At 73.0% G+C, this 26,085-nt stretch carries 24 protein-coding genes and 1 pseudogene; 6 read left to right on the top strand and 19 right to left on the bottom strand.

Going from position 1 to position 26,085, the window contains the following annotated elements:
- Positions 1-2: 2 nt before the first annotated feature.
- The 12 genes and pseudogenes from ACZ303_RS25855 to ACZ303_RS25800 form a co-directional block, all read right to left on the bottom strand.
- The gene (locus ACZ303_RS25855; RefSeq protein WP_467342802.1) at positions 3-1,280 is read right to left on the bottom strand and encodes a type III PLP-dependent enzyme domain-containing protein; all 1,278 of its coding nucleotides are present in this window, start codon (positions 1,278-1,280) and stop codon (positions 3-5) included.
- Positions 1,273-2,781, bottom strand: coding sequence for a class I adenylate-forming enzyme family protein (locus ACZ303_RS25850; RefSeq protein WP_467342800.1), 1,509 nt, complete (start codon positions 2,779-2,781; stop codon positions 1,273-1,275). Before ACZ303_RS25850 ends, ACZ303_RS25855 begins: the two co-directional genes overlap by 8 nt.
- Positions 2,771-3,910 carry an acyl carrier protein gene (locus tag ACZ303_RS25845; RefSeq protein WP_467342798.1) on the bottom strand — a complete coding sequence of 380 codons (1,140 nt, stop codon included), beginning with the start codon at positions 3,908-3,910 and terminating at the stop codon, positions 2,771-2,773. The genes ACZ303_RS25850 and ACZ303_RS25845 overlap by 11 nt, the downstream gene beginning before the upstream one ends.
- Entirely contained in the window at positions 3,907-5,262 is a 1,356-nt protein-coding gene (locus tag ACZ303_RS25840) for a TrpB-like pyridoxal phosphate-dependent enzyme (RefSeq protein WP_467342797.1), read from the bottom strand. Before ACZ303_RS25840 ends, ACZ303_RS25845 begins: the two co-directional genes overlap by 4 nt.
- Positions 5,259-5,549: an acyl carrier protein gene (locus ACZ303_RS25835; protein ID WP_467342795.1), complete on the bottom strand. Its 291-nt coding sequence runs from the start codon at positions 5,547-5,549 to the stop codon at positions 5,259-5,261. Before ACZ303_RS25835 ends, ACZ303_RS25840 begins: the two co-directional genes overlap by 4 nt.
- Positions 5,550-5,605: 56 nt before the next feature.
- Positions 5,606-6,895, bottom strand: a complete 1,290-nt coding sequence (locus ACZ303_RS25830) for a glutamate-5-semialdehyde dehydrogenase (RefSeq protein ID WP_467342793.1) — start codon at positions 6,893-6,895, stop codon at positions 5,606-5,608.
- A gap of 7 nt (positions 6,896-6,902) precedes the next feature.
- A complete protein-coding gene (locus tag ACZ303_RS25825) occupies positions 6,903-7,670 on the bottom strand; it encodes an SDR family NAD(P)-dependent oxidoreductase (RefSeq protein ID WP_467342792.1) in 768 nt (255 codons plus the stop codon).
- Entirely contained in the window at positions 7,667-9,166 is a 1,500-nt protein-coding gene (locus tag ACZ303_RS25820) for an amino acid adenylation domain-containing protein (RefSeq protein ID WP_467342790.1), read from the bottom strand. The genes ACZ303_RS25825 and ACZ303_RS25820 overlap by 4 nt, the downstream gene beginning before the upstream one ends.
- A gap of 8 nt (positions 9,167-9,174) precedes the next feature.
- Positions 9,175-12,342, bottom strand: a complete 3,168-nt coding sequence (locus ACZ303_RS25815; protein ID WP_467342788.1) for a non-ribosomal peptide synthetase — start codon at positions 12,340-12,342, stop codon at positions 9,175-9,177.
- Between the two features lie 31 nt (positions 12,343-12,373).
- A complete protein-coding gene (locus ACZ303_RS25810; RefSeq protein ID WP_467342787.1) occupies positions 12,374-12,649 on the bottom strand; it encodes a phosphopantetheine-binding protein in 276 nt (91 codons plus the stop codon).
- Between the two features lie 669 nt (positions 12,650-13,318).
- Positions 13,319-14,350 carry a hypothetical protein gene (locus ACZ303_RS25805; RefSeq protein ID WP_467343007.1) on the bottom strand — a complete coding sequence of 344 codons (1,032 nt, stop codon included), beginning with the start codon at positions 14,348-14,350 and terminating at the stop codon, positions 13,319-13,321.
- Positions 14,351-14,476: 126 nt separating this feature from the next.
- Positions 14,477-14,704, bottom strand: a pseudogene (locus ACZ303_RS25800) (helix-turn-helix domain-containing protein); the annotation flags it as partial.
- A gap of 208 nt (positions 14,705-14,912) precedes the next feature.
- On the opposite strand from ACZ303_RS25800, the gene ACZ303_RS25795 reads away from it, so the two are divergent.
- From ACZ303_RS25795 to ACZ303_RS25770, 6 genes are all read left to right on the top strand, one after another.
- The gene (locus tag ACZ303_RS25795) at positions 14,913-15,080 is read left to right on the top strand and encodes a hypothetical protein (protein ID WP_467342785.1); all 168 of its coding nucleotides are present in this window, start codon (positions 14,913-14,915) and stop codon (positions 15,078-15,080) included.
- A gap of 330 nt (positions 15,081-15,410) precedes the next feature.
- Positions 15,411-16,445, top strand: coding sequence for a radical SAM protein (locus ACZ303_RS25790; protein ID WP_467342784.1), 1,035 nt, complete (start codon positions 15,411-15,413; stop codon positions 16,443-16,445).
- The gene (locus tag ACZ303_RS25785) at positions 16,442-17,086 is read left to right on the top strand and encodes a dTMP kinase (RefSeq protein WP_467342783.1); all 645 of its coding nucleotides are present in this window, start codon (positions 16,442-16,444) and stop codon (positions 17,084-17,086) included. Before ACZ303_RS25790 ends, ACZ303_RS25785 begins: the two co-directional genes overlap by 4 nt.
- Positions 17,079-17,579: a hypothetical protein gene (locus ACZ303_RS25780; RefSeq protein ID WP_467342781.1), complete on the top strand. Its 501-nt coding sequence runs from the start codon at positions 17,079-17,081 to the stop codon at positions 17,577-17,579. The genes ACZ303_RS25785 and ACZ303_RS25780 overlap by 8 nt, the downstream gene beginning before the upstream one ends.
- Positions 17,576-18,367: an STM4013/SEN3800 family hydrolase gene (locus ACZ303_RS25775; protein WP_467342780.1), complete on the top strand. Its 792-nt coding sequence runs from the start codon at positions 17,576-17,578 to the stop codon at positions 18,365-18,367. Before ACZ303_RS25780 ends, ACZ303_RS25775 begins: the two co-directional genes overlap by 4 nt.
- A gap of 24 nt (positions 18,368-18,391) precedes the next feature.
- Complete coding sequence (locus tag ACZ303_RS25770) at positions 18,392-18,832, top strand: NUDIX hydrolase (protein ID WP_467342779.1); 441 nt, start codon at positions 18,392-18,394, stop codon at positions 18,830-18,832.
- A 633-nt stretch (positions 18,833-19,465) separates the two neighbouring features.
- Here the strand turns inward: ACZ303_RS25770 and ACZ303_RS25765 are convergent.
- The 7 genes from ACZ303_RS25765 to ACZ303_RS25735 all read right to left on the bottom strand — a co-directional run bounded on the left by ACZ303_RS25765 (position 19,466) and on the right by ACZ303_RS25735 (position 26,084).
- A complete protein-coding gene (locus tag ACZ303_RS25765; RefSeq protein WP_467342777.1) occupies positions 19,466-20,089 on the bottom strand; it encodes a LysE family translocator in 624 nt (207 codons plus the stop codon).
- A 36-nt stretch (positions 20,090-20,125) separates the two neighbouring features.
- Positions 20,126-21,409: an ATP-grasp domain-containing protein gene (locus tag ACZ303_RS25760; protein WP_467342775.1), complete on the bottom strand. Its 1,284-nt coding sequence runs from the start codon at positions 21,407-21,409 to the stop codon at positions 20,126-20,128.
- Positions 21,406-21,654 (bottom strand): hypothetical protein, encoded by a 249-nt coding sequence (locus tag ACZ303_RS25755; protein WP_467342774.1) that lies wholly within the window; start codon positions 21,652-21,654, stop codon positions 21,406-21,408. Before ACZ303_RS25755 ends, ACZ303_RS25760 begins: the two co-directional genes overlap by 4 nt.
- A gap of 68 nt (positions 21,655-21,722) precedes the next feature.
- Positions 21,723-22,979, bottom strand: coding sequence for an ATP-grasp domain-containing protein (locus tag ACZ303_RS25750; RefSeq protein WP_467342773.1), 1,257 nt, complete (start codon positions 22,977-22,979; stop codon positions 21,723-21,725).
- Positions 22,980-23,034: 55 nt separating this feature from the next.
- A complete protein-coding gene (locus tag ACZ303_RS25745) occupies positions 23,035-23,991 on the bottom strand; it encodes a TauD/TfdA family dioxygenase (RefSeq protein WP_467342771.1) in 957 nt (318 codons plus the stop codon).
- A gap of 36 nt (positions 23,992-24,027) precedes the next feature.
- On the bottom strand, positions 24,028-24,171 hold the full coding sequence (locus tag ACZ303_RS25740) for a hypothetical protein (protein ID WP_467342769.1): 144 nt from the start codon (positions 24,169-24,171) through the stop codon (positions 24,028-24,030).
- Between the two features lie 77 nt (positions 24,172-24,248).
- On the bottom strand, positions 24,249-26,084 hold the full coding sequence (locus ACZ303_RS25735) for a carbamoyltransferase family protein (RefSeq protein WP_467342768.1): 1,836 nt from the start codon (positions 26,082-26,084) through the stop codon (positions 24,249-24,251).
- Position 26,085 lies beyond the last annotated feature (1 nt).

Genomic DNA, 26,085 nt, shown 5'->3' with positions numbered 1-26,085 from the left:
GGTCAGCGCCTTTCCGGATCGGTTGTGGGCACCCGGCGCAGTTCCAGCCGGGTGAGGTGGGGCGGCTCGTGGTGCGGCCGGTCGCCGTCGACGACGGCCTCCAGCGGCAGCGGGTGACCGAGGAACGCCACGAGGCTCGCGTAGAGCCCGTACGCCCCGGTGTTGGGGACGCGGAGCCGGTCCCCCGGCCGCAGCGGCGGCAGGGAGGCGTTCTTGCTCCAGGTGTCCAGCGGGGTGCAGAGCGGGCCTGCCACGACGGTCGGCTGCGGCTCGCCGCGTCCGGGCGCCTCGTCGTCGGTCACCAGGAGGGGGTTGAGCAGCGGCAGGCGGCGCAGCCCCGACATGCCGCCGAGGTGGTTGATCCCGGCGTCGGTGACGGCGACCGTGCGGCCGTGGGAGCGCTTGACGTCGAGGACGGTGGTGACGAGCGTGCCGGCGGTGCCGGTCAGATAGCGCCCCGACTCGAAGACGATCTCCGGGCCGCCGTCCCGCCAGCCGGGGGCCTCGCGGTCCAGGAGCGCCTCCAGGCCCGTGCGCAGCCCCGTCAGGTCCAGGGCCGTGCCGTCCTTGGCGAAGGGCGCGCCGAAGCCGCCGCCGAGGTCGAGGACGTCCAGGGTCACCCCGTGCACGGCCAGGGCCTGCCGAAGGCGGCCGGCGGTGGCCAGGGAGTGTGCGAACTGGCCGAGCAGCTCCTCCACGGCGCTCATGTTGGTGCCCATGTACAGGTGCAGGCCGACGACTTCGGCGTGATCCCGCCCGGCGAAGTCCTTGGGGGCTGCGAGCACCTCGTCGACGTCCACGCCGAACTGGGAGGTGACGCCGGTCATCGCCAGTCCCTGGCCGGGCACGGGCTGGCTGTCGTTGACGCGCAGCAGGCAGCGCACCCGGGCCGACCGGGCCCCGGCGGCGGCCTCCAGCTGGTCCAGCGCGTGGGCGGAGTCCACGGAGAAGTGCCGTACGCCCTGGTCGAGGGCGAGCGCGAGGTCGGTGTCGCGCTTGCCCGGCCCGGTGTACAGCACCGCGTCCGGCGGCCAGCCGGCGTCGAGCGCGGCCGCCAGCTCGCCGGGCGAGCAGACCTCGGGCAGCAGCCCGCCCCGGCGCAGCTCGGCGAGGACGGCGGGGTGCGGGTTGGCCTTGAGGGAGTAGTAGACGCCGGTGGCCTCCGGGAGGGCGGCGCGCAGGCGTTCGCGGTTGGCGCGCAGCTCCGCGAGGTCGTAGACGTACGCCGGGGTGGGCACGGTGCGCAGCGCCCGTTCGGCGGCGGTGAGCGGACTAGCCATGGAGGGCCTCGCTGCCCAGCAGGAGGTCCAGGGCCTTGCGGTCGACCTTGCCGTTGCCGTTGAGCGGGAACTCCGGCAGGACCGCGCAGCGCCGGGGGATCTTGAACTCCTCGATCTCCTCGCGCATCTCGGCCAGGACCCGTTCGGGCCGGACGTCGCCGGTGACGGCGAGCACGGCGGAACGTTCCTTCGTGGGGGCGAGCACCGTGGCGGACTCCACCCCGGGCACGCGCCGGGCGGCGGACTCCACTTCGGTGGTGCTCACGCGGAAGCCGCGTTCCTTGTAGATGTCGTCCCTGCGGCCGTCGAAGTACAGATAGCCGTCCTCGTCGATCCAGCCGTAGTCGCCGGTCCGCAGCTGCGGGAACAACTGCTCGTCGCGGAAGAAGCGTTCGGCGGTCAGCTCGGGGCGCCGCCAGTACCCGGCCATCACGTGCGGGCCCCGCACGACGAACTCGCCGAGCTCACCGGGCGGCAGCCGCCTGCCCGACGCGTCGATGGTGAAGACCTCGGTCCCCCTCAGCGGCAGCCCGCAGGCGCCGGGCCGCTCCAGGTCGCCGTCGGGCGGCATGATCGAGATGCGCTTGCACTCGGTCAGGCCGAACATCAGCTGGACCCGCAGCGCGGGCAGCCGCTCGCGGAGCGTGGCCAGCGCCTCGGCGGGCATGGCGGCCCCGGTGCTGGTGAGCAGCCGCAGCCGGGGCAGCGCGGTGGTGCCGCGCCGCAGCAGCCGGGCGAGGCCCTCGGCGACGGCGGGCACGGCGGGCAGCACGGTCGCCTCCGTACGGGCCAGGTTCCGCGCGAGCAGCGGTCCGGCGGCCGCGGAGTCGCCGAGGTGGACGTGCGCACCGCCGCACGCGGCGAGGAAGAGCTGGTAGAGGCCCACGTCGAAGGAGAGCGGCAGCGGGCAGTACACGACGTCCTCCGGGCGGTAGCCCAGCCGCTCCTGGATGGCCCGCGCGGCGAAGACGACCTGCTGGTGGGTGCTGACCACGGCCTTGGGCCGGGACGTGGTGCCGGAGGTGTAGATCAGGCAGACCGGGTCGACGGGCAGCGGCGTACGGCGCCGGGGCCGGTCGGTGGACCCGGACCGCATGGCCTCGGCGAGCGCGTCCACCGGGTGGGCGGGGATGCCGCGCTCCCCGGCGGCCTGCCGGGCCGCCGCGTCGTCGCTGACGAGCAGGGCGGGTTCGCAGTCGTCGAGGACGTGGGCGAGGGCCGTGCCGCGCACCTGCTCGTGCAGGACGGAGAAGACCACGCCCTGGCGGACGGCGCCGAAGACGAGGGCGGCCACGGGCACGGCCGGCGGGCAGACGACCACGACGCGGTCGCCGGGGCCGAGGCCCTGCGCGTCGAGCCAGGCGGCGACGCGGTGGGAGGCCGCGGCGAGTTCGCGGTAGGTCAGGGTGGTGGTCCGGTCGGAGACGGCCGGCTGGTCGGGGTGGGCGTGCGCGGCGTCGTCGAGCAGGCCGTGCAGCAGGGGGGCGAGGTCAGACGCCACGGCGCTCTCCTTCCTGGGGGTCGGGTCTTCCGGCGGCGGCGACGAGCGCGCACAGGGAGTCGAGGCTGTGCAGGTTCTCGGGTACGAGGTCGCCCGCGTCGAACTCGATGGCGAACTCCTTCTCCAGGCGCTCGACGATCTCCACCATCCGGAAGGAGCCGAAGGCCGGGATCGCGGTCAGCGGCTCGGCGTCCAGGCGGTGCGCGGGCACGTCGAGGACATCCGCCACGACCGCCCGTACGGCGTCGCGCGACGCGCCCCCGCCGGACCGGGCGGGCTCGGCGAACACCACGGTGTCGGCGCGCAGCAATTCGGCGGCGCGGTCGAGGAGTTCGGGTGGCTCGGCGCGGCCGCGCGCCACCCGGCGGTACGCCAGGTAGGCGTGCTCGACCAGCGCGTTCCACGCCTCCAGGTGGGCGTCCACCGCCGGGGACGGGGCGCCGTCGCGGTCGGCGGCGTACGCGGCGTGCAGCCTGCGCGAGCGGGCGAGCAGCCAGGTCTCCAGCGTGAACTGTTCGAGGGCGGCGGCACGGTCGGGGTGCTCGGCGTAGGCGCGGACGTAGTCGTCCACAGCCTGGTGATCGAACTCGCGTGCCGGCTCCGGGGCCGGGCCCAGGGGCGCCGGGGCGAACTCGATGATCTCGAAGCCGCCGGGCACGCCCGCCAGGATCGCCGCGAGCTCGTCCGCGCGGTAGGAGCGGCGCAGCGGTCTGGCCGGGCCCCACGGGGTCTCGTTGTGGTAGGCGTCGCTGATCACGACACCGTCGTCGGTGGCCTCCGCCAGGAAGCTGTGCTCGATGTGCTTCTGCCCGAAGTAGGGCACCCACGGCAGATGGAAGGCGTCGGCGACCACATAGACCGGCCGGCCGGCGGCGACGGTCGCCGCGCCCGCGTCCCCCGTGCGGTGCCCGGCCACGGCCAGGCCCAGCAGCTCGTACGCGTCGGCCGTGTGCTGGTCCAGGGTCGGCTCGACGGTCGGCAGGCCGTGGGCCCCGGGGCGGGTGCGCAGCCGCAGCCGGGCGCCCAGGCGCAGGGACGTGCCGGGCCCGTGGTGCTGGTCGGCGAGCAGCGCCAGGTTGGTCTGGAGGCAGTCCAGGAGATCGGCGCGGTGGGTGGTGGCGGCGCTCATGCGAGGACCTCCGGTCGGGTGCCGACCGGTGTGTCCCCGGCGCGCTTCAGCCCGCTGGTCGCGGCGAGCAGGGCGGCCGGGTCCGGATCGGGGTCGGACAGTTCGCCGGCCAGGAGCTGCTGGTAGGCGCCGAGGTCGAGGTAGCCGTGGCCGCTGACGCAGACGAGCACGCCGCGCCCGTCGCCCCGGTCACCGGCCGCCAGCCGCGCGGCCACCGCGAGCGCGTGCCCGGACTCCGGGGCGGGCAGCACCATCTCGTTCAGGGTGAACAGCCGCCCGGCCTCCAGCGCCTCGACCTGGCCGACGGCGACGGCGTCGACCTGGCCGGCGTGGCGCATCGCCGAGATGACCTTCGCGGCGCCGTGGAAGCGCAGCCCGGCCGAGTGCGAGTCGGGGATCCGGTAGTCGCTGCCGATGGTGTACATCGCCTCGCGCGGGCCGGCGCCGGTCGCGTCGGTCTTGTCGTAGGCGTAGACGCCCTTGCTGAGCTTGGGGCTGGCGGCGGACTCGGCGGCGACCAGCCGGGGCGGTGCCGTCCCGGCCGCCTTGGCGGCGGCGAAGAAGGGCAGCGCGATGCCACCGAAGTTGGACCCGGCGCCGACGGCGCCCACCACCGTGCCGGCCTCGCACTCCAGCGCCGCGAGCTGCTCCTGGGCCTCCAGGCCGATCACCGACTGGTGCAGGATGCTGTACGTCTCGCCGCTGCCGATGCAGAAGGCCGTGCCGGTGCGCCCGGCGGCGTACTCCACGGCCTCGCCGATGGCCAGCGAGAGGCTGTTGCCCTGGGTGCCGTCGTCGGCGCGGGCGACCTCCGTCAGGGAGCTCGGGCTGGCGTGCAGCTCGGCGCCGAGCATGCGCATCAGGACCCCGCGGTAGGGCTTCCGGTCGAGGCTGGAGCCGACCATGAAGACGGTGCAGCGCAGGCCGAACAGCGCGCAGGCGGCGGCCAGGGCGGTGCCCCACTGGCCCGCGCCGGTGCCGGTGACCAGCTCGGTCATGCCGGCCCGTTTGTAGTAGTACGCCTGGGCCAGCGCCGTGTTGAGCTTGTGGCTGCCGGAGATGTTGCCGCCCTCGTACTTCACGTACACCGGCACCTTGGCGCCGATGGCGCGCTCGAAGCCCGTGGCCCGCCACAGCGGTGTGGGCCGGAACGAGCGGTAGGCGGCGGCGACCTCCTCCGGGATGGGCCAGGTGTCGCGCGGCTGGATGCTCTGGCGGACGAGTTCCAGCGGCAGGTTGATGTGCACGCCGGAGCCGTCGGGGGCGCGTTCGGGCGCGAGGTCGGCGGGCAGTGGGGTGTCGAGGTGCGGCAGGACGCTGCGCCAGGCGGCCGGGACGCCGGGGGTGCTCACGCGTCCCCCTCGGCGGCGGTGGCCACGAGGTCGATGATGTCGCGCACGGTGTGGAAGGTCCGGCCGACGAAGAGGTCGTCGGGGAGCTCGACGCCCAGGTCGTCCTCCAGCCGGATCAGCATGCCGAGGAACCCGAGGGAGTTGACCTTCAGCAGCTCGCCGTTGAGCGGTTCGTCGTCGGCGACCGCGTCGGGCGTGACGGAGAGCCGGGACTCGGCGATGAGGACGCGCTTGACCGACGCGCTGATCAAGGTGAGGTCCGGTGTGGCGGTGGTGTCGCTCGGCACTGGGTTGTGTCCTTCTGTGGGCGGGCCGTGGGTGCCTCGGGGCGGGAGGGGCCGCGTCATCGCGGCGCGTCGCGGAGGGTGCCGCGCGCGGAGACGACCCAGCTGCGGGTGAGCAGGGAGCGCAGGGTGACCGGGCCGCGGACGTGCAGCCGCCCGGTGCTGATCGACAGCTCGGGGCCGAGCTCCATCGTCGGGCCGTCGTGCAGGCGCAGCGAGCCGTTGGTGACGAGGGTGGCGGCGTCGACGCGGGCGACGAAGGCGTCGATGGTGTGCGGGTCCTCGGCGACGATGCCCTCGGTGTGGCCGGAGCCGTGCCGGCGGATGTGGCGGACCGCCGCGTCGAGCCCGTCGACGGCCAGGACGCCGACGGCCGGGTCGAGGAACTCGCGCCCCAGGTCGTGCGCTTCCAGCGGCTGTACGTGGACCTCTCCGCCGGCGGTGACGGGCAGGAGCGTGGGGTCGACGCGGAGCGTGGTGGGCCGGCCGTCGCGGAGCGCGGCCTCGGCCAGCCGGGCGGCGAACTCCTCGGCGACGCAGGCGTCGACGAGGGCCAGTTCGAGGGTGTTGCAGGCGGTCGGCTCGGACAGCTTGCTGTCGAGGGCGATCGCCGCGGCCAGCTCCAGGTCGGCGCTGCGGTGGACGTAGAGGTGGTTGACGCCGCCGCCACTGGCGATGACCGGGATGGAGGTCGCCGTGCGGCAGTAGTCGATGAGGGAGGGGCTGCCGCGCGGGATGAGGACGTCGACGGCGTCCGGCTGCCCGAGCAGCCACCGGAGCTGGGCGCGCTTGGGGTCGTCGAGCACGGCGGCCATGCCGGCGGGCAGGCCCGCGCTCTCGGCGGCGGCGGCGAGGGTGCCGGCCAGTGCGGCGTTGGTGGCGGCGATCTCCTTGCCGCCGCGCAGCAGTACGGCGTTCCCCGTGGCGACGCTGAGCAGGGCGCCCTCGACGGTGACGGTGGGCCGGGCCTCGTAGACCATCAGGACGACGCCCAGCGGCTTGGGGACCTGGCGGCGGCTGCCCCACCGGCCGATGGGTGTCTCGGGGCCCTTGGCGGTGGCCTCGGGCAGGGCGTCGTGCACCGAGGCGGCGAGCCGCTCCAGCACGTCGAGGTGGTCGTCGGTCAGGCGGAGCCGGTCGACGAGGGTGGCGGGCAGGCCGCGGGTCGTCGCGGTGGCGACGTCCTCCGCGTTGGCCTTGAGGATGTCCGGCCAGTCCGCCCGCAGCCGGTCGGCCAGCTCGCGGCAGTAGCGCTGGTAGGCGGGGTCGCCGACCGGCGGTGCCAGGTCGCTCGCGGCCCGGGCGGCCCGCACGGTCTCTTGCGTGGCCTCTTCTATGGACGGGGGCATGGGTCTCCTACCACATGAACTGGCCACCGTCGACGATCAGCTTCTGCCCCGTGATGTAGGCGCTGGAGGCGCCGGTCAGGAATTCCAGGGCGTCGGCGATGTCGGAGGTGGAACCAATACGTCGTTGGGGGATCTGGCGCAGGACGGACTCGCGGGCCACGGGGTCGTCGAGGTGGAAGCGTTCGACGAGCTCCTCGGTCCAGGTCATGCCGGGGATCAGGCAGTTGACCCGGATGCGCGGGGCGAGTTCGAGGGCCAGGCATTTGGTGAGGTGCAGCAGGCCGGCCTTGCTCGCGCAGTAGCCGGCGCCGTCGGTGCGGGGGCGGATGCCGGTGGTGGCACCGATGTTGATGACGTTCCCGCCGTCCGGGCGGTCCAGCATGTGCGGGACCACGGCCTGGGTGAGGTGGAAGGCGCCGGAGAGGTTGGTGTCCAGGACCCGGCGCCATTCGTCGGGGGTGATGTCGAGGAACGGCTTGTCGATGTTGATGCCCGCGTTGTTGACCAGCAGGGCGGGCGCTCCGTGCGTCTCGACGACGCCGGTGACGGCGGCCCGTACGGCGTCCGGATCGGCGATGTCGACGCGGACGGTGTCCACGGCGGGCCCGAGGTCGTCCCGCAGGGCGCGCGCCGCGTCGGTGTCGGAGCGGTAGAGGGCGACGACGCGGTGGCCGAGCTTCACGAGGCGTTCGGTGAGCGTCCGCCCGATGCCGCGGGTGCCGCCGCTGACGATCGCCAGGGGCGCCTCGGTCGTCGCGAGGGGCGTATCGGTCATGACCGTGCCTCCTGGGCGGCGATCCGGGCCCGGTCGACCTTGCCGGTGACGCCGAGCGGCAGCTCCTGCCGGACGGTGACGGTCTCGGGCACCATGTAGACCGGGAGCCGGGCGGCGAGCGCCGCCTTGATCCCGGCGACGAAGTCCGCGCCTGGGTCGGCCTGCTGGGGTACGACGTAGGCGGCGAGCCGGTCGCGTCCGCTGGGCCCCCGCTCCAGGGCGACGACGGCGTTGCGCACCCGGTCCAGGCCGCGCAGGGCCACCTCGATCTCTTCGAGCTCGATACGGAAGCCGCGGACCTTGACCTGCCGGTCGGCGCGGCCGAGGAAGACCATCTCGCCGCAGTTCACCTCGACGATGTCGCCCGTGCGGTAGTGGACCCCGTCCCGGCCGGGCAGCGTGACGAACCGTTCCGCCGTGAGGTCGGGGCGCCCGAGGTAGCCGTCGGCGACGCACGGGCCGCCGAGGTAGAGCTCGCCGACGACCGCCTCCTTGCCGTCCTCGTCGAGGACGACGGGCTCGTGGCCGGGCATGGCCTGCCCGATGGGCACGCGGTCGCCGCCGGACCAGCCCTCGTGGATCCAGTACAGGGTGGCGGTGACGACGGTCTCGGTCGGGCCGTAGGTGTTGCACACCGGGATCCGGCCGAGCGGCCCGTTGGACCAGCGGCGGACCACGGCGGCGCTGACGGCCTCGCCGCCGAAGACGATGCCCCGCAGGCCGCCCAGGGCGGCCACGTCGGCCTCGGAGAGCTCCTCGCCGAAGAACGCCTCGAAGTAGGCGGTGGTGCACAGCACGAACGTGACCCCGTGGGTGCGGACCCGCTCGAACATCTGCGGCCCGGTCCACAGGGCGGCGCCCCGCAGCAGGACCGTGCCGCCGGCGACCAGGATCGCCCACATCTCCTCGACGGCGGCGTCGAAGCTGGGCGAGGCGAACGACAGGGCCACGTCGGTGGCGGTGAAGTCGTAGGCGTGGACGGCGCCTTGGAGGAAGACGGCCAGCGGTCGGTGGGAGACGACGACGCCCTTGGGGACGCCCGTGGAGCCCGAGGTGTAGATGATGTACGCGGGGTCGTCGCCGGTCGCGCGGGGCTTCACGGGCTCCTCGGCCGCCTCGCGCGGGAGGGTGTCCACCCGCAGCGTCGGCAGGCCGGTGGACAGGTCCGTGGTGGTCCCCGTGTCGAGGACGAGTCCCGCGCCGGTGTCGGTGAGCACGTGCCGTACACGCTCGGCCGGCAGCCTCGGGTCGAGGGGCACCCAGGCCAGGCCGGCCAGCCAGGCGCCGAGCGCCCCCGCCATGAACTCGGCGGTGCCCGGGCCCAGCAGGGCCACGGTCCGCTCGCCGGCGTCCGCGCGCTCCGCCAGGACGCGGGCGACCTGGGTGGCCTGTCCCCACAGCTCGCCGTAGGTGAGGCGGGTGGTGCCGCAGATGACGGCGGTCTTGTCGGGGGTGGCCCGGACGCGTTCCTCGATCAGCTGGACGGTGGTGGTCATGCCGCTCCTCACAGGGTCGCCTCCGGTCGGGTGGCCGCCGCCTCGTCCACGTACGCCGCCAGGGCGCGGATCGTCGGGCGCTGGAAGAACACGCCGACCGGCACGCGCAGGCCGGTGGTGCGCTCCAGGGCGGTGACGAGCTTGAGGACGTCGAAGGAGTTGCCGCCCAGCGCGAAGAAGGAGTCCTCGGGCCCGGCCGGCTCCCGGTCGAGCAGCTCGCCCCACAGCTTCCGGAGCTCGCTCTCGGTGCCGGTGGGCTCCCACACCGGGGCCGGCCCGGTCGCGAGGGCCGTGAACTCGCCCGCCTCGAAGCGGCGCAGCAGGGCCGGCCGGTCGACCTTGCCGTTGGGGGTGAGCGGCACGGACTCCACGGTCAGGATGTGCCGGGGGATCATGTAGGTCGGCAGCGCCTGTTCCAGTGCCCCGCGCAGCTCGCCCTCCGCCAGCTCACCGTCTCCGGCGGCCCGTACGAACAGGCACAGCGCCGCCCGCTCACCGGCGCCCCGCACGGCGGCCGCGGCGGCCGCGACCCCCGGCAGGCGTTCGGCCGCGGTCTCGATCTCGCCGAGCTCGACGCGGTGGCCGCGCACCTTGACCTGCGCGTCGCGCCGGCCCAGGAAGATCAGCGCGTCGTCCTCGGCGAGCAGCGCGAGGTCGCCGGTGCGGTACATCCGCCCCGCGCCGTCCCCCGGCGCCGGCAGGAACGCGGCGGCCGTGCGCTCCTCGTCGTTGACATAGCCGTCGGCGGTGCAGATCCCGCCCAGATAGAGCTCGCCCACCGCGCCGGGCGGCACCGGCCGGCCGTCCTGGTCCAGGAGGTGGGCGTCGACGCCCCGGAGCGGCCGGCCGATGGGGACGTGCGCGGGGTGGTCGTGGTCGCCGCCCGCCAGCACGTGGTAGGTCACGGCGTGCGTCTCGGTCGGCCCGTAGAGATTGACGACCTGACGCGTGTCGGACCGCGCGATGAGCCGCTCGGCCCTGCTGTCGAGGTGCAGTTGCTCCCCCGACACGCACAGGAACCGCAGTCCGGCGAGCTCCCGCCCGGCGTCCAGGGCCGCGCCGGCGAACGCCCCGAGGACGGCGACGGGCAGATAGACGTGCGTCAGGGCCGCCTCGTCGACGAGGGCCGTGACCCGGTCGAGGTCCCGGCGGTCGGTCCCGCCCAGGCCGTACACGGTCCCGCCGCACGCGAGCGTCGGGAAGATCTCCTGGTACGAGACGTCGAAGCCCAGCGGCGCGAACTGAAGGAACCGGGTGTCGGGCCCCATGGCGAGGGCGTCCGCCTGCCAGCGCAGCAGGTTGATCAGCGCGGCCTGGCCCATCCTGACGCCCTTGGGGCGGCCGGTGGATCCCGAGGTGAACATGACGTACACCGGGTCGGTGCCCCAGGGCTCCGGGAGGCGGTCGCCGCCCTCGGCCTCCAGGTCGCCGATCGCGGCGCGCGCCGGCTCGTCGGGGACCACGGTCCGGCGGCTGATGAGGAACGGGCACTCGGCGGTGGCCAGCATGTAGGACAGCCGGTCGGCCGGCAGTGCGGGGTCGATCGGCAGATAGGCGGCGCCGCACCACAGGATGGCGAGCATGGCGGTGACCGTGTCGGGCAGCGAGTCCGGCACGAGGCCGACGGTGTCGCCCGGCCGCACGCCCCGGGCGCGCAGCCCGGCGGCGGCCCGCGCGGCGCGGTCCAGCAGCCGCGCGTAGGTCAGTCCCGTACTGCCGGGCTCGGTGACGGCGACGGCGTCCGGTGTGCGCCGGGCCGCGGCGAGGACCATCCCGAGCAGCCCTCCCTCGGCGTCCCCGTCGGCGCCGCCGCCCTGCCGCAGCACGGGCCGGTCGCGGGTGTCGAGCGCCCGGAGCAGCTCCCCGGTGGTGGCCTTCGGCGCGGCGAGCGCGCCGGCCAGCAGCTGCCGGTACTCGGTGAGGAACCTGTGCGCGTACGACGCCGGGAGCAGGTCCGCGTCGTACTCCAGCTCCAGTTCCAGCCCGTCGTCGACCGGCGTCGCGCCGAGCCACAGGTCGAACTTCGCCGTGTCGTTGTGGACGAACTCCACGCGGGCCTCGATGCCGGGCGCGAGCTCGCGGCGGGTGCGCAGCCCGTCCTGCATGGCGAACATGCACTGGAAGACGGGGTTGCGGTTCGAGGACCGCTCGGGGGCGACCTCGGTGACGAGCGCGTCGAAGGGCACCGACTGATAGCCCTTGGCCTCGCGCACCCGCTCGGCCACGGCGGAGCAGTGGTCGTCGAACGGCCGGTCCCGGGCGGGCAGGACGATGGGCAGGGTGTTGACGAAGAACCCGCACAGCTGGTGGGAGGCGATCGTGCGGCGCGCGGAGAACGGGCTGCCGACGATGACGTCGCGGTTGCCCGAGTAGTCGCCCAGGAGGATCGCGTAGACGGCGAGCAGCAGGGAGTACGGGGTCGTCGACAGCTCGCGCGCGACCCGCGTGAGGCGGGCCCACTCCGCGGTGGGGAGCAGGGCGCGCAGGATGCCGCCGCGGAATCCGGTGTCCGCCGGGCGGCCGGGTACGGGATAGAGCGTCGTCGGCGGTACGTCCGCCAGGGCGGCGGCCAGGTCCCGTACGGCACCGGCCGCGACGGCCGCCTCGGAGGCGGCGCACTGGGCGGTGAGCTCGGCCTTCAGCCACCGCTCGCGCTCGTGCTCGGCGGGGCTCTCGGGCGTCGCGGAGCCGGTCGCGGCGGCCGCGTAGCCCTCGCACAGCTCGTCGAGGAGGACCTCCATGGACACGCCGTCGCTGATGGCGTGGTGGACGTTGCACAGCAGCGCGGACCGCTCCCGGCCGAGCAGCAGCCGGAACCGGCACAGCGGTGCCTGGCGCAGGTCGACCGGTTCGGCGGCGAACTCCCGGCTCCGCTCGTCCAGCCACTTGGCCCAGTCCTCGTCCCCGCCCGCGTGGTCGACGATGTCCAGGGGCGCCTCGCCGGGCGCGGTGACCACCGCGCGCGGGGCGCCGGAGGACAGGTCGAACCGGGTGCGCAGGGTGGGCTGGACGCGCAGCAGGCGGTTCAGCGCCGCCCGCAGCGGCGCCGCCTCCACCACCGTGCCGAAGACCAGCCGGAAGCCGATGTTGTAGAGGTCCTTGCGGTCCACCGCCTCCTGGATGAACAGGAGGTTGCGCTGCGAAGGGGTCACGGGCAGTTCTTCGTGGTGCTCCACGCTCTCTTCTCTCCTCATCGTCCGCCGGACCTCAGGACGCGGCGTGCCAGCGGGCGACGAACGCGCGCAGGTCGGCGACGGTGATCACCTCGGCGAGCCCCTGGGGGTCGATCTCCTGCGTGGGGTCGAGCGCCAGGTCGGCGATGATCCGCAGCAGCAGGAGCGAGTCGACGCCCAGCGCGGCCAGTTCGGTCCCGTCGGTGAACGGTTCGTGCCCGACCCTTTTGCCGAGGGCGGCCGTTACGCGCTCGGAGAGAGCTCCGTCCGCGGAGCGGTCTTCCTGCGGTCGGGGCGGCGATGCTGTCATGGACGGGACCCATCCCTTCGGAGGTGCTGGAGCGCACGACTCGCTCCAGCACATCAGCCCGCCCTACCGTTTCCCTGACGTCGCCCTACACCCGCCCTATCCCACCGCTACCGCCGTCCTAACGGCGTTCTATCGACGCACTACAGGTCCGGTATCCAGGCGGCATCGGGGGCGGCAAACACAGATCAGCCCGTGCCGAAGGGTTCGGCACGGGCTCGGAGCGCGGCTCAGTCCACGGCCCGGCGCACGGCCGGCTGCTCCCCGGGGAAGTCTCCGGGGACGGCGTCCATCAGGAGCTCGTCGACGGACCGACCGAGCCAGTAGCCGGACTGACGCAGCCGTCCCACGTGCGATGGCGCCTGCCCATCGAGGCTCTCCCACTACATGCCTGAGGGCCTGCCCCACGGCAAAGGGGGCAGGCCCTCAGGCTCGGGCGAACCCTTCAGACTCCGACGGCCTCAGCCAGGAAGTTGGCGTTCGCCGCCAGGTCGTGTCCGAGGTTCACGCAATGATGCGGAAGCTGGGCAAGACGATCACTCACGGTCTCTCGGTTCTCGGCCCGGCCGCCGCCTTCGATGCCGCCCGCGAGATCTAGCCGATGGCCGGGGCCGGTACGGTACGGGCGCGGTCACCTCACTTGGTCTGAGGGGGACGCGCCTTGTTGCCTGGTCAGGCGGTCAGCTGTGGGGGCGGTGTGGCCGCGAGAACGTCTCGTAGGTCGCGTGCGGCCGGTAGTTCGCGGGCGCCGTGCGGCAAGCCGCCGGTCAGTTCCTGGCCCCGGCGGGCGATCAGGCCGGTCCGGTAGGCGGGTGGGAGGGCGGTGATGATGTGCACTGCCTGGGCGCACGCGCTGCCGTGGTCGCCGCTGGCGGCGGTGCACAGGGCTTCGTCGAGGTGGATCAGGGCGGGGGACATGACCGAGGTGGGGCTGATCGTCCGTAGGGCCTCCGTCTGCATTTCGGCGGCGGGGCGGGTGTCTCCGATGCCGGTGTAGGTCCGGCTGGCATGGACGAGGTGCTGCTGGAGCGGGTAGCCGTACCAGGTGCCCGATGCGTCGGTGTCCCGTAGCCGGCCGCGGGCGTGCTCGGCGTCGGCTATCGCTTTGCGGGCCTCCGCGTGGTGGCCGAGGGCTGCGTGGGCGCGGGCCTGTGCTGCGGCGGCGAGCGCGGCGGCGGCCGAGACGCCGTCGCCTGCGAGGCTGCGGGCGCGGTCGGCGAGGCGGAGGGCGGCGGCGGGCTGACCCCAATTGAGGGGGACCATCGCTTCCCGCGCGGTCACCCACGCCTGTACCGCCCTGTCGCCGCTGGCCGTGGCGGCCGTGGCGGCGTTCGCGTACCAGCGGTGTGCGTCGCGGGGGTGGCCCATGTCGCCGAGGACCAGGGCGACGATGCCGGACAGCTGCGCGGTCACCCGCAGGACCCGCTGGCGTTCATCGTCGTCCAGCGGCTTGCCCAGGAGCCGGTTGACGTCCTCGACGTCGAGGAGGGCGTCGTGCAGGAGCGCGATGGGGGCACGGCCTCCGTAGCCGCAGCCGTACCGCCAGGCGGTCTCCTCCCACTGGTGGATCAGGGCGTCACGGCCCGCTGCCGTGGTGAGGGCGGATTCGGCCCTGGCCTGCTGTGCGGCAAGCAGTTCGAGGACCGGCGGGGACAGGGCGGCGCTGGCTCCCAGCGCCACGCGGATGATGGTGCGTCGTTTCATGTCGTCTTCTCCCTCCTCTCCCGCCGAGGGATGTGCCGAAGCGCCGTCGCCGAGAGAGCTTGTGGTGGTGGGCGGGAGCGGGCATTCGCCGGCTGCCCACGGCCGAAGGCGGGAGAGCGCTCCACCGGTGCCCAGGACGGTGTCGCACTCCGCCGTCATGTCCTTCGACAGCAGGTGCTTACCCGATTCGGCGTGGGAGATCAGTGACCGGTCGCAGTGAAGGCGGTCAGCTAAGCCCTGCTGGGCCATGCCCCGGAACGTGCGCCACGCCAGCAGCTCGCTTCCCACGAACTCGGGCCAGCTCGCGTACGGGTTGAGATCCCTCGGACGCCGCGCCACGGTGTACCCCCTCATTGTGAGGACCTGGACTCACATTCCCTCACGATGCCAGACCTTCCGCGTGCCGGGCGGCCGGTCCAGTCTTCACACCAGGGCTCCAATCACCTTCTGTACCAAGGGCGTTCACTCCCGGAGTCTGGTTGGCGCGGTGGTTCACCATCCCTTGCGATGAGCCCGGCGGACCACCGCATCCCGTCTTCAGCAGATCGAGGAATCGTTTGCGATGACGAACGACGGAATCACTTACTACCTGCGGGACTTTGTGGCCCTGCTGGTACTCGGTCTGGCCGGTCCCATGACCGTTCTGCACCAGCAAGCCGGGCAAATCCTGGGGCTCGTCCACGACGAGGCGCCGACGTTCATGTCGGTCCCGGACGACATACCGGGCTGATCCACGCTGTCCGCGGAGGTGGGCCCGTTCACCTCCGCCGGCCAGGCGTCGCTCCTCACCTGCCGCTGACCGTCCTGCACGAGGTCACCGGCTCCTGCAAGCCGCTCCGGCGCCCGGTGCGCCGATGTCCATTCCCGGGCGCCGGAGCCTTCCAGACGCCGCCTTCCCCCGAGGGCGGCCAGGGCCCGCCCGTCGGCCTCGCCACGGCGGGCGGGCCCGCGCGGGGAAGTCCCGCCCCGGCGGGCCGGCGGCTCCGGCCGCCGGGGCGAGGACACCCCAGCGCCCTGCCGCACGGCACCTTGCAGCGCTTCGCCCTTCCTGGAGGCCATCGTGAAAGTTCCGCTCACCCTCGCCCCGGCCCGCGCCCGGGACGAGACCGACTGGACCGCCCTGCTGAACTTCGCCGCCCTGCGGGGACAGCTGCGCGTCTCCTTCGGCCCGGCCTGCAACATCGCCTGCTGGTTCTGCCACGACGAGGGCGACATCCCGCCGGGCCTGGCCCGGCGGGACCACTCGAAGAAGCAGCGGCCCCGCTCGCTGTGCGCCGAGCACTACGTCACGGTCATCTCCGCGCTGCTGAAGGCCGGGCTGAAGCGGGTGTACTTCACCGGCGGGGAACCGCTCACCTCGCCCCTGGCCCGGCCCGTCCTTGAGCAGCTCCCGGCCCCGCGCCCGGACACCTCCTACACCCTGATCACCAACGGCACCCGCGTGCGCGCCAGCCAGAACTGGCTGGCCGGCGTCCCGCTGGACAAGGTGAAGGTCTCCCTGCACTACTTCTCCGACGACACCTTCCGCGCCATCGCCGCAACTCGCCTGGGCATCGCATCGGTGCTGGACGGCATCGAGGCCGCACGCGAGATCTTCGAGCAGGTGGAGCTGAACTGCCTGCTGCTGAAGGACAACGCCCACGAGGTGAGGCCCATCCTGGACTTCGCCCTGGCCCGGCGGATGCCGGTGCAGTTCATCGAGCTGGTCGGCACCGACTTCAACGAGGACCGGGCCGAGGCCGCCGTCCCCGCCGACAACATCGTGGCCCACCTGCGGACCCTGACCCGCGATGAGCACACCGAGGTCGCCGGGGTCGGCCAGGGACGGCGCGTCTTCCGGATCGACGGCATCGAGATCGACGTCATCCACCGCAACCTCGGCCGCCACCACGTCGGCCAGTGCGGCACCTGCCCCCAGCGGACCAAGTGCGTCGAGGGGTTCTGGGCCCTGCGCCTGGACCACGACAGCGGCCTCCAGCCCTGCCTGCTGCGCGGGGATCTCCGCATGGATCTCAAGGACCTGCTCGACGACCCGGACCACCTCGCCGCAGCCGTCGCCGGTCACATCGCCGCCTTCACCGAGGGGACGCTATGAGCCTGCCGCCCGCCTACGCGCCCGCCTCCTACGACCGCGCCCGAGGCGGCTTCAGCGTCCTGGAAGGGCTCTCCGGGGTCGGGAAGACCACCGCCAAGGACCGCCTCGCCGACCGGCTGGCGGCGGCCGGCCTGCACACCCTGCCCCGCCCGCACAGCGACTGGTCGTCGGTGGTGAACGCGCGGCTGCGGCCCCTGCCGCAGTTCGCCTTCTACCTCTCCGGGCTCCTACACGCCTCCGACTCGGTCCGCTCCTACCGCGTGCACGGCCCCGTGGTCACCGACCGGTACGTCTCCTCCGTCCTGGCCTGCCACGCGGCCGTCCACGACATTCCCCTGGCCGACGTCCAGCTGATGCTGGGCCCCTTCCGCCCCTACCTGGAGATCCCCGACCACACCTTCTACCTGCGCTGTTCCGAGGCATCACTGAGGCAGCGGTTGGAGGCGAAGGAACAGGGCGGCGCCCTCACTCCGGACGATGCGGAGCTGTTCTCCGTGCCGGACCGTCTCGGGCGCCTTCTGGCGAATTTCGAAGCGGTCGCCGAGGCCGACCCCACGGCCGTCGTGGTGGACACCGATGGCAAGTCCCCGGACGAGCTGGCCGACTGGATCACCGCCTACCTGGAGGACGCGCGTGCTTGACCCCATCGACGCTGAGAAGGTCATCCGCGACGGCGCCGCCGCCGGGCGTCTGCCCGGACAGATCCACGAAGGGGTCGGCTGGTGGGCCGGCGCGTGCCTGGTCGTCGTCACCCAGGCCACCCGCATCGCGGTCGCCTACGACGGCCGGGCCACCAGCGCCACCTTCCACCGCCACCTGTGCCGGGGCGCGATGAACGCCCAGCACTTCGCCTGCACCGTCACCGACCTGCGCGTGGTCGGCGAGACCGAGCTGCTGGCCGCCATGAAGGAGCTGGGCGGCATCCCCGGCGCCCTGGTGACCAGCTCGGCCGACAAGGACGGGGAGAGCGTCCGCATCGCCCTGTACGGCCGCGACGGCGCCCCGCTGTCCGAGGGTGCAGGCCTGGCCCGCATCCGCCGGCTGATCACCGAGGACCGCGTGCCCCGCCCCGTCAACGACCAGGCACGCGGACGGGTGGAGCACTACAGGCCGGCGGAAGGAGACGGGCAGTGATCAACGCGACCGACATCATCACCTCCGGCACGAGCATCCTGTTCGTGACGCTGGACTCCCTGCGCCACGACATGGCCCGCTCCGCCTACGACGAGGGCCTCACCCCGCACCTGGCCGCCGTGCTGCCCGAGGGCGGCTGGCAGCGGCGGCACACCCCCGGCACCTTCACCCTCCCCGCCCACATGGCGTTCTTCTCCGGCTTCCTGCCCAAACTGCCCCAGCCCGAGCAACCGCCCCGCCTGTGGGAATGCCGCCCGCCCGCGTTCAAGACCGTCCCGCCCGAGACGTTCCTGTTCGACGCCCCGAACCTCCTGGCCGGCCTCGGCCAGCACGGCTACCGGACCATGTGCGTTGGTGGGGTGACCTACTTCTCTCGCCAGACCCCGCTCGGCAGCGTGCTGCCGCAGATGTTCGACGAGGACCACTGGCGGCCAGAGTTCTGCTCGCCCGAGCCCGACTCCACCCGCCACCAGGTGGACCAGGCACTCGACCTCGCCGACCGGCACCGGGACCGGCCACTGCTGCTGTTCGTCAACATCTCTGCCACCCACGTCCCCCACGGCCACTACCTTGGGCAGTCCGCCGACACCGCACTGTCCCAGCGGGCCGCGCTCGCCTACGCCGACGAACACCTCGGCCGCCTGATCACCACCCTGACCGCCAAGGACAGATGGCTGATCATCATGTGCGCCGACCACGGCGACGCCTACGGCGAGGACGGCTACCACGGCCGGGGCATCGCCCACCCCGTCGTGATGAATGTTCCCTATGCGGCCATGGTGAGGTAGGCCCCGGCGCTAGGCTCGCTCGCCATGAGCGATGAGGTTCACCGGCGAGGCCCGGCCCGCGACGCCGCCGTGGTGGTGGCCCGCGACGACCAGGGCCTCGTCGCCATCCTGACCGCCGACTTCCCCCGCCACGGCGGCGAATACCTGTTCCTGCCCGGCGGGCGGCGCGAGGACGGCGAGAGCCCCCAGCAATGCGCACAACGAGAACTCCAGGAAGAGGCCGGCATCACCGCCAGGCGCTGGCAACCCCTGGGCACGTACGCCATCATCCTGGAGTCCACCGCCCGCATCCACCTCTACCAGGCCCACGACCTCACCCTCGGCCCGCAGCAACTCACACCCACCGAGGAAGACTTCAAGCTCTCCTGGTGGCCCATGGCGGACGCCATCACCGCCGCCGCCGAAGGCCGTTTCCTCCTCCCGGCCGGCCCCCTCGCCCTGCTGCTGGCCGAACGCGCCGGGTAACACCCCGCCCAAGGCGCCCGGCACCGGCCGTTGTCGTACCCCGCCGCCATCATCAAGCGTATGGACGACACCCGCGGCCGTTTCGCTGCCTGCGACCGGCAGATCCCCGCGTGGGCCGGCACCGTCGGACTCGGCTGGGCGCCCCTGCTCGACCAGCTCCACCGCGACCTGCTCCGTACCCGCCATCCCTCAAGCATGGATCGAGCAGACAAAGCCCGGCTCCGTCATCCACACCGACATCGCGCTCGGCATCGAGGGCGGCCTCGTCCGCCTGACCACCGACGAGGAACACCGCGCACGCGGGAAGTTCACCCGCACCACCGGCCGATTCATGGCCGCACGGACCGACGCCCGTGTCTACCTCCGACCCAACCACGCGCCGACCGCCCCCGAGGCCGGCAAACGCCCGACCCCCGTCACGGCAACCGCCATCCGCACGCGCCGCTGGCAGGGGATCCAAAGGACGGGCCGACAGCGGAGGGAAGTGATGGCATGGGGCCCGGCGCGCTGCCCACCCGGCCTGTACGGGGCCGGGCGCCGTACTCCCGCCGTCGCGGATGCGGGCGCGTAAGGCGATAGGCCGCCTCCCCACGGCACATGGGAAGGCGGCCACTTCGGCAACGTCGCGCGGGCTCAGGAGACGGCGACCCGCACCGAGATCCCCGCGAGTACGGTGCCCATCACGAAGCGCTGGATGCTCAGCCACCGCGGGCGGCTGCGCAGGAATCCGGAGATGGAGCCGGCGGCCATGGCGATCAGACCGTTGACGGTGATCGCTATGGCTATCTGGACGAGCCCGAGTATCAGGCTCTGGGTGGCCACGGAGCCCCGGTCGGGCTCGACGAACTGTGGCAGCACCGAGATGTAGAGGATGGCGATCTTGGGGTTGAGGAGGTTGGTGACCAGACCCATCGTGAAGAGCTTGCGCGGCGGGTCCGGCGGCAGCGGCTTGGGGTCGAAGGCGGAGACCCCGCCCGGTTTGAGGGTCTTCCAGGCGAGCCAGGCCAGGTACGCGGCACCGGCCAGCTTGACGGCCGTGTAGACGGCCGGAACGAGGCTGAAGAGGGCGGCGATGCCCGCGATCGCGGCCACGAGGTAGACGAAGAAGCCGACGGCGACGCCGACGAGGGAGATCAGCCCGGCCTTGCGGCCCTGTGTCACCGACCGCGACACGAGGTAGATCATGTTGGGGCCGGGGGTGAGGACCAGGCCCAGGGCGACGAGCGCCATGCCGATCACGGCGTGCGTGCTGACCATGCGATTCCTTAACGTCCTTCGCGAACGGGGCGGTGCCTAGCGGTCGAGACCGCAGCCGCCCCGACTGACGGCTGACGTCGGGTATTCAACCGCAACACAGTCCAGGGTGAATTGGTCGGCCGTGGCCTGAATCGCCTTCTCCACCTCGTGAGTTGTGGACCCCTTGAACCGGAACCGCGCGCCGACGTGCTCGTACCCGCCGACCTTCGGCATCACATAGCCCACCGGCGGCACGACCTGGGTGTACGGGCCGGTGCCGACGGCACCCGGTGAGGGGGCCGGCAGCCCGGTGGCCACCACCTCGCAGGGCGCGGGCACGGGCGTGGGCACCAGGAGCCAGCCGCCCCGGCCGTCCTCGCGGACGCGGGGCCGGTCGGCGACGGGTTCGCGGCCCAGCTGGATGGCGGTCGCGGCGGCCATCAGGTCCAGGCCGTGCACCTCGCGCCAGATGAAGGGGATCTCCGCTCCCCCGACCCGGCAGCCGGCCTCCAGGAAGGTCAGGCGCGGCGCCCCGCCCCCCTCACCGGGCCCGACGAACGCCTCCAGGTGGAACACCCACGGCCGGCGGCCGCCCAGCGCGGCCGCGACCGCCGCCGTGAACTCGCCGAGCGGGCCGAGCAGCGCCGGGTCGTCCTCCTCCACCGAGCCCAGCGCCTGGCCCTCGGTGAAGTCGACGCAGGTGTTCACGTACCGCGAGGCCCGCCAGGGCCCCAGGGTCGTGCCCGTCCACAGGCCGTCGATGTGGAAGATCCCGTCCGGGCAGAACGTCTGCACCAGCCGGGCCTCGGGCGGCTGCGCCTCCAGCGCGGCCAGCTCCTCCGGGGAGCCGATCCGCAGCACGCCGCGGCTGGCGGTCCCGCGCCGCGGCTTGACCACCACCGGCCAGCCGTGCGCCTCGGCGAACTCCCGTACCGACGCCGCGTCCGGCGCGTCGGCGAAGGCGGGCGTACGGATCCCGGCGCACGCCACGATCTCCGTCATGGTCAGCTTGTCGCGGAACCGCGCCAGCTCCATCGGGCTCTGTCCCGGGCAGCCCAGCTGCGCCCGCAGCAGGGCCGCCGTGTCCAGGTCGCCCTCGTTGAGCGCCACCACCCGCGCGGGCGCGCCGAACCGTACGGACAGGGTGTCGGCGGCCTGCTTGACCTGGTGGAAGTCGTCGGTCTCCCGGACCGTGACGATGCCCGCCGCGCTGTCGGGGATCGACTGCCTGCCCAGCACCGTGGTCACGTAGGTGACGCGGTGGGCGCTGTGGTCGATGTAGTCCTCGTACAGCGCGTACCGGTCGCGCCACCGGTGGATGACCAGGATGTGGTCGCTCAAGGCTGTTCCCTTCTGGCGTGGTCGTGGATGTGGCGCACGGCGTAGGTCGCGGTGAGCACGGCGGCGCGGGCCGCGCGCAGGGCCTCGTGGGCGGCGTCGAGGTCGGTGCCCGGCAGGCCCTCCACGACGTCCGTCGCGCATTCGATGAGGTGCAGCGCGACCCGGGCCAGGCCGTCGTCCGGTCCGAACTCGTCCGCGACGGCCTTGTGGGCGGTCTCCAGCAGCTCCGCTGCGTTGCTGTGCACAGGGTTCTCCCGTCGGTCGAAGGCGCGAGGCGGCGGCCCGGCCGGTGTGCGATCGATCAGCCCGTCCGTCAGCCGACGCGGAAGTGGACGCGGTCGTTGATGTCGTCGCACTTGGCGACGGCGTCGTCGGCGTCGCGGCCGGAGGCGATCACATAGCCGGAGACGCAGTCGGCGACCGTCAGCAGGGGCGGCACCTCGTCGCCGGGGCTCTTCTGGATGACGGCCGCGACCTCGTGGTCGGTGAGCTCGTCCAGGTAGGGCAGGAAGACCAGGGGCACCTCGCCCTTGGGCAGCCGCCGGACGACGGCCGGGATGTCCTCGTCGACGTCGACGGCGCGCACCGTCCCGGCGTCCGGGGTGAAGAAGCGCACCGCGGCGCCGCCGACGGGCTCGGGCGACGTCTCGGGCAGCTTGTCGATGCCCAGCGGCACGGTCAGGAACATCCGGTTGAGGCTGAGTCCGAAGGCACGGCGTACGAGCTCGGGGGCGCCGCTGCCGGCGAGCCGGGCGTGGGACTCCAGGACCCGGGGGCCGTCGGGGGTGAGGACGAACTCGCTGTGCGAGGGGCCCTCGGTCAGGCCGACGGCGTCCAGCAGCTTGACGGTCAGCGCCCGCAGCTCCGCCAGCTGCGGCTTGGCGACGCGGCTGGGGGTGCTGACCTCCCACTCCACGAAGCGGTCGTTCATGCGGTACTCGGAGTAGCCGATGGTCAGGTGGCGGCCCTCGAAGGAGAAGGAGTCGACGCTGACGACCGGGCCGGTCAGGAACTCCTCGGCGATCGGCGCGGTGGCGCCGGCGGCCTGGAGGGCCTCCCAGGCGGGGGCCACCTGGGCGGGCTCGGAGATCTCGTGGATGTGCAGGCTCGCGACGCCGTCGACGGGCTTGATGACGATCGGCCCGCCGACCTCGGCGAGGAAGTCCACGGCCTCCTCGGCGCTGCGCACGACGCGGTAGCGCACCGGGCTCAGGTCGTGCTTGGCGAGGAGTTCGCGGGTGAGGGCCTTGTCCTTCAGGGCCCGGGCGGTGTGCTCGCTGACGCCGGGCAGGCCGAGGGCGTCGACCACGAAGCCGGTCGACTCGGCCGCCGGCTCGGTGGTGGTCATCACCCGGTCGAAGGGGCGCTCCTCGTGCAGCGGGCGCAGCACCTCCAGGATCGCCGGGCCGTCGTCGAGCGGCGCGTGGATGATCCGCTCGCAGTGCTCGGCGACGGCCTCGTCGTACGCGCCCTTCTCGTGGACGAGCACGATGTCGATGTCGAGGTCCTTGGCGCCATTGATGGGTGCCGGACGGCCACCGATCACCGCTACGCGAAACTTCCGGGGCATGAGGGCTCCTTGGGGTGTCAGGGTGGTGAGTGTCGTAAGGGCCGGTGGGGCCCGGTCAGCTGGCGTAGACGCGGCGCAGCCAGCGCGCCTCGGCGTCGGGGTGCGGGGTGAAGGCCCGCCGGCGGTGCAGCACCCGGCAGTTGTCGAAGATCATGAAGTCGCCCGGGGTCAGCATGGGTTCGGCCGCCGGGACACCGGAGAGGAACTCCTCGTAGGCGGCGAGCGCCTCGACCGCCTCCTCGGTGACGCCGCGGGTGGTGCCCTGGTCGTAGCGGGCCCGGCGGCGGCCGTCGGGGCCCGTCTCCAGCAGCCGGGCGTTCTCCAGGCGGCGTACGGGCGCGTCGGCGTCGTTGGAGGCGGGCACCCCGACCACGAACTCGGGCCGCTCCAGCACCCGCAGGACCTTCTCGTCCAGGCCGTCGGCGATGCCGTCGACCGAGGTGAGCTCCGTGGGCACCCGCTCGGCGTTGCGCACGGCGTAGAAGGAGAGGTACTGCGGCACGTACAGCCGGGGGTCCGAGCCGGGTTCCCCGAACGGCAGGTGGGGCTGGTCGGAGTGCCAGAAGAACTCCGAGTCCGCGCCCCAGGAGCTGGTGATCCCGGACGCGGCCGGGTTGGGCACCACATTGCGGACCAGTCGGCCGTCGTTCTCGTAGCTGACGGCGAACGGCGTGCGGCCGAGCAGCTGGAGCAGCCCGAAGTGGATCGCGTTGGTCGCGGCCAGGGCGGGCTCGTCGCCGTAGCCGTGCACCGGGGTCGGCGGGAAATCCTGGCGGGGCAGGTTGCCCAGGAGCAGCGCGTGGGCGCCGGCGACCGAGAAGATCTCCAGCTCGTGCAGGACCTGGCCGGGCAGCAGATTGCCCAGCGCGTGGGCGCCGATGGTGGCCAGGATGGCCTCGTCGGCGTCCGAGTCCAGTGCGGTCGTCGCGACGCGCGCGGAAATCTCCTTGCCCAGAACATCTCGCGTACCGTCGTCGAGACGGTAATGGGACAGTCGTATGCCGCCTGTCATCGATGGCTCCGATCGGTCACTCGCGTGCTCGTCTGCTCAGTCATGGCTCGCGACGGGGATCCAGTAGGTCCGCGCGCCGCGGTCCCAGCGGCGGGCCAGCGGGTCGCGCACCAGCCGGCTCAGCAGGCCGATGGGCGTGACCAACAGGTAATAGACAGCGATAAGCAGTGGTTTGCGCATCGGCCTGCTCTTTCGGAGGTCTTCGTCGTCAGTACGTGGGGGGTCCGCTTCCACCGCGCGCCGGGCGCGCGGCCGGGCTAGTCGAGGGGGATGGCCTCGCGCCAGTCGTTCTCCTCGAGCCACTCCGGCTGCGCGGACTTCTCCAGCAGGAAGCCGCCCAGCGCCAGCAGGTCGATGTCGGTGCGCATGAAGCAGGTGTAGGCGTCGTCCGGGGTGTTCACGATCGGCTCGCCGCGCACGTTGAAGGAGGTGTTGACGACCACGGGGCAGCCGGTCTCCTCCTTGAACGCCGTGAGCAGCCGGTGGTACGGCTCGTTGTTGTGCGCGGAGACGGTCTGCACGCGCGCGGAGGAGTCGACGTGGGTCACCGCGGGGATCGTGGAGCGCTGGACCTTCAGCAGGTCCAGCCCGGAGGCGTCCCGCGGGACGGTGGCGTCGACGCGCTGGGCCTCGGCGACGTCGGTCACCACCAGCATGTACGGGCTCTCCTGCTGGAGGTCGAAGTAGTCCTTGGTGTCCGTGTCGAGCACCGAGGGCGCGAACGGCCGGAAGGACTCCCGGAACTTGATCTTCAGGTTCATCGCGGACTGCATCACCGGGTCGCGCGGGTCGCCCAGGATCGAGCGCGCGCCCAGCGCGCGCGGACCGAACTCCATCCGCCCCTGGAACCAGCCGACGATCTTCCCCGCGGCCAGCCCCTTGGCGACCTCGCGGGCGAGGGCGTCCGGCTCCAGGCGGGTGTACGGGATCGACTTGGCGTCCAGGTAGGCGGCGATCTCGTCGTCGCTGTAGGACGGGCCGAGCAGCGAGCCGGACATCGCGTCCCGGCCGGTGCCCAGGTGAGTGCGGCGCGCGCCGCGCTCGGCGGCGACCGCCTGCGCGGCGCCCAGGGCGCCGCCCGCGTCACCGGCGGCGGGCTGGATCCAGACCTCGTCGAAGACGCCTTCCTGGATCACCTTGCCGTTGGCGACGCAGTTGAGCGCGACGCCGCCGGCCAGGCACAGCTTCGACTCGCCGGTGCGCTCCCGTGCCGTACGGGCCAGCTTGATCACCACTTCCTCGGTGACCTTCTGCACCGAGGCGGCCAGATCGAACTCGCGCTCGGTCAGCGGCCCTTCGGAGGTGCGCCGGGGCCCGCCGAACAGCTTCTCGAAGGCCCGGCCGGTCATGACCTGGCCGCGCAGGTACTCGAAGTAGCGCATGTCCAGGCGGAAGGAGCCGTCGGGCTTGACGTCGATCAGCTTCTCGCGGATGAGGTTGGCGAAGCGGGGCTTGCCGTACGGCGCCAGGCCCATCAGCTTGTACTCGCCCGAGTCGACCTTGAAGCCGCAGAAGTAGGTGAACGCCGAGTACAGCAGGCCCAGCGAGTGCGGGAAGCGCAGCTCGGCGACGGGCCGCAGGCGGTCGCCCTGGCCGTGCCACATCGTGGTGGTGGCCCATTCGCCGACGCCGTCGATGCACAGCACGGCGGCGGACTCGTAGGGGCTGGGGTAGAAGGCGGAGGCGGCGTGCGACTCGTGGTGGCGGCGCACCTTGATCTCCGGGACGCGGCCCAGGCCCAGCTCCAGCAGGCTGCGCCGGACGGTGTCGGCCGTGCGGCGCTTCCAGGCCAGCCACTCCGGGAGGGTGTGCTCGAAGGAGGCGAAGCCGTTGGGGGCCGCGCCCGCCAGGGTCGCCAGCACCCGGCGGAACTTCAGCGCCGGGTCCTCGTAGTAGGCGACCGCCGAGACGTCCCGCAGGGTGACCCCGGCCTCGCGCAGGCAGTACTCGACCGCTTGGGCGGGGAACGCGGAGTCGTGGCGGCGGCGGGAGAAGCGTTCCTCCTGGGCCGCCGCGACGGGGACACCGTCCGCGACCAGGGCCGCCGCGCTGTCGTGGTAGTAGGCGGAGACGCCCAGAACCAGGTCAGACATG

The organism is Streptomyces sp. NPDC023527, assembly GCF_055560115.1.
The sequence above is the reverse complement of the archived record's forward strand: the minus strand, read 5'-3'. Positions and strand labels throughout refer to the sequence as shown.

What these genes read in the sequence shown, in the direction of transcription:
- ACZ303_RS25845 (WP_467342798.1), bottom strand. Translation starts at nt 3,910, where the DNA reads ATGAGCGCCGCCACCACCCACCGCGCCGATCTCCTGGACTGCCTCCAG.
- ACZ303_RS25740 (WP_467342769.1), bottom strand. Translation starts at nt 24,171, where the DNA reads ATGCGCAAACCACTGCTTATCGCTGTCTATTACCTGTTGGTCACGCCC.
- ACZ303_RS25770 (WP_467342779.1), top strand. Translation starts at nt 18,392, where the DNA reads ATGAGCGATGAGGTTCACCGGCGAGGCCCGGCCCGCGACGCCGCCGTG.
- ACZ303_RS25735 (WP_467342768.1), bottom strand. Translation starts at nt 26,084, where the DNA reads ATGTCTGACCTGGTTCTGGGCGTCTCCGCCTACTACCACGACAGCGCG.
- ACZ303_RS25795 (WP_467342785.1), top strand. Translation starts at nt 14,913, where the DNA reads ATGACGAACGACGGAATCACTTACTACCTGCGGGACTTTGTGGCCCTG.
- ACZ303_RS25855 (WP_467342802.1), bottom strand. Translation starts at nt 1,280, where the DNA reads ATGGCTAGTCCGCTCACCGCCGCCGAACGGGCGCTGCGCACCGTGCCC.
- ACZ303_RS25745 (WP_467342771.1), bottom strand. Translation starts at nt 23,991, where the DNA reads ATGACAGGCGGCATACGACTGTCCCATTACCGTCTCGACGACGGTACG.
- ACZ303_RS25825 (WP_467342792.1), bottom strand. Translation starts at nt 7,670, where the DNA reads ATGACCGATACGCCCCTCGCGACGACCGAGGCGCCCCTGGCGATCGTC.
- ACZ303_RS25810 (WP_467342787.1), bottom strand. Translation starts at nt 12,649, where the DNA reads ATGACAGCATCGCCGCCCCGACCGCAGGAAGACCGCTCCGCGGACGGA.
- ACZ303_RS25805 (WP_467343007.1), bottom strand. Translation starts at nt 14,350, where the DNA reads ATGAAACGACGCACCATCATCCGCGTGGCGCTGGGAGCCAGCGCCGCC.
- ACZ303_RS25750 (WP_467342773.1), bottom strand. Translation starts at nt 22,979, where the DNA reads ATGCCCCGGAAGTTTCGCGTAGCGGTGATCGGTGGCCGTCCGGCACCC.
- ACZ303_RS25820 (WP_467342790.1), bottom strand. Translation starts at nt 9,166, where the DNA reads ATGACCACCACCGTCCAGCTGATCGAGGAACGCGTCCGGGCCACCCCC.
- ACZ303_RS25830 (WP_467342793.1), bottom strand. Translation starts at nt 6,895, where the DNA reads ATGCCCCCGTCCATAGAAGAGGCCACGCAAGAGACCGTGCGGGCCGCC.
- ACZ303_RS25785 (WP_467342783.1), top strand. Translation starts at nt 16,442, where the DNA reads ATGAGCCTGCCGCCCGCCTACGCGCCCGCCTCCTACGACCGCGCCCGA.
- ACZ303_RS25765 (WP_467342777.1), bottom strand. Translation starts at nt 20,089, where the DNA reads ATGGTCAGCACGCACGCCGTGATCGGCATGGCGCTCGTCGCCCTGGGC.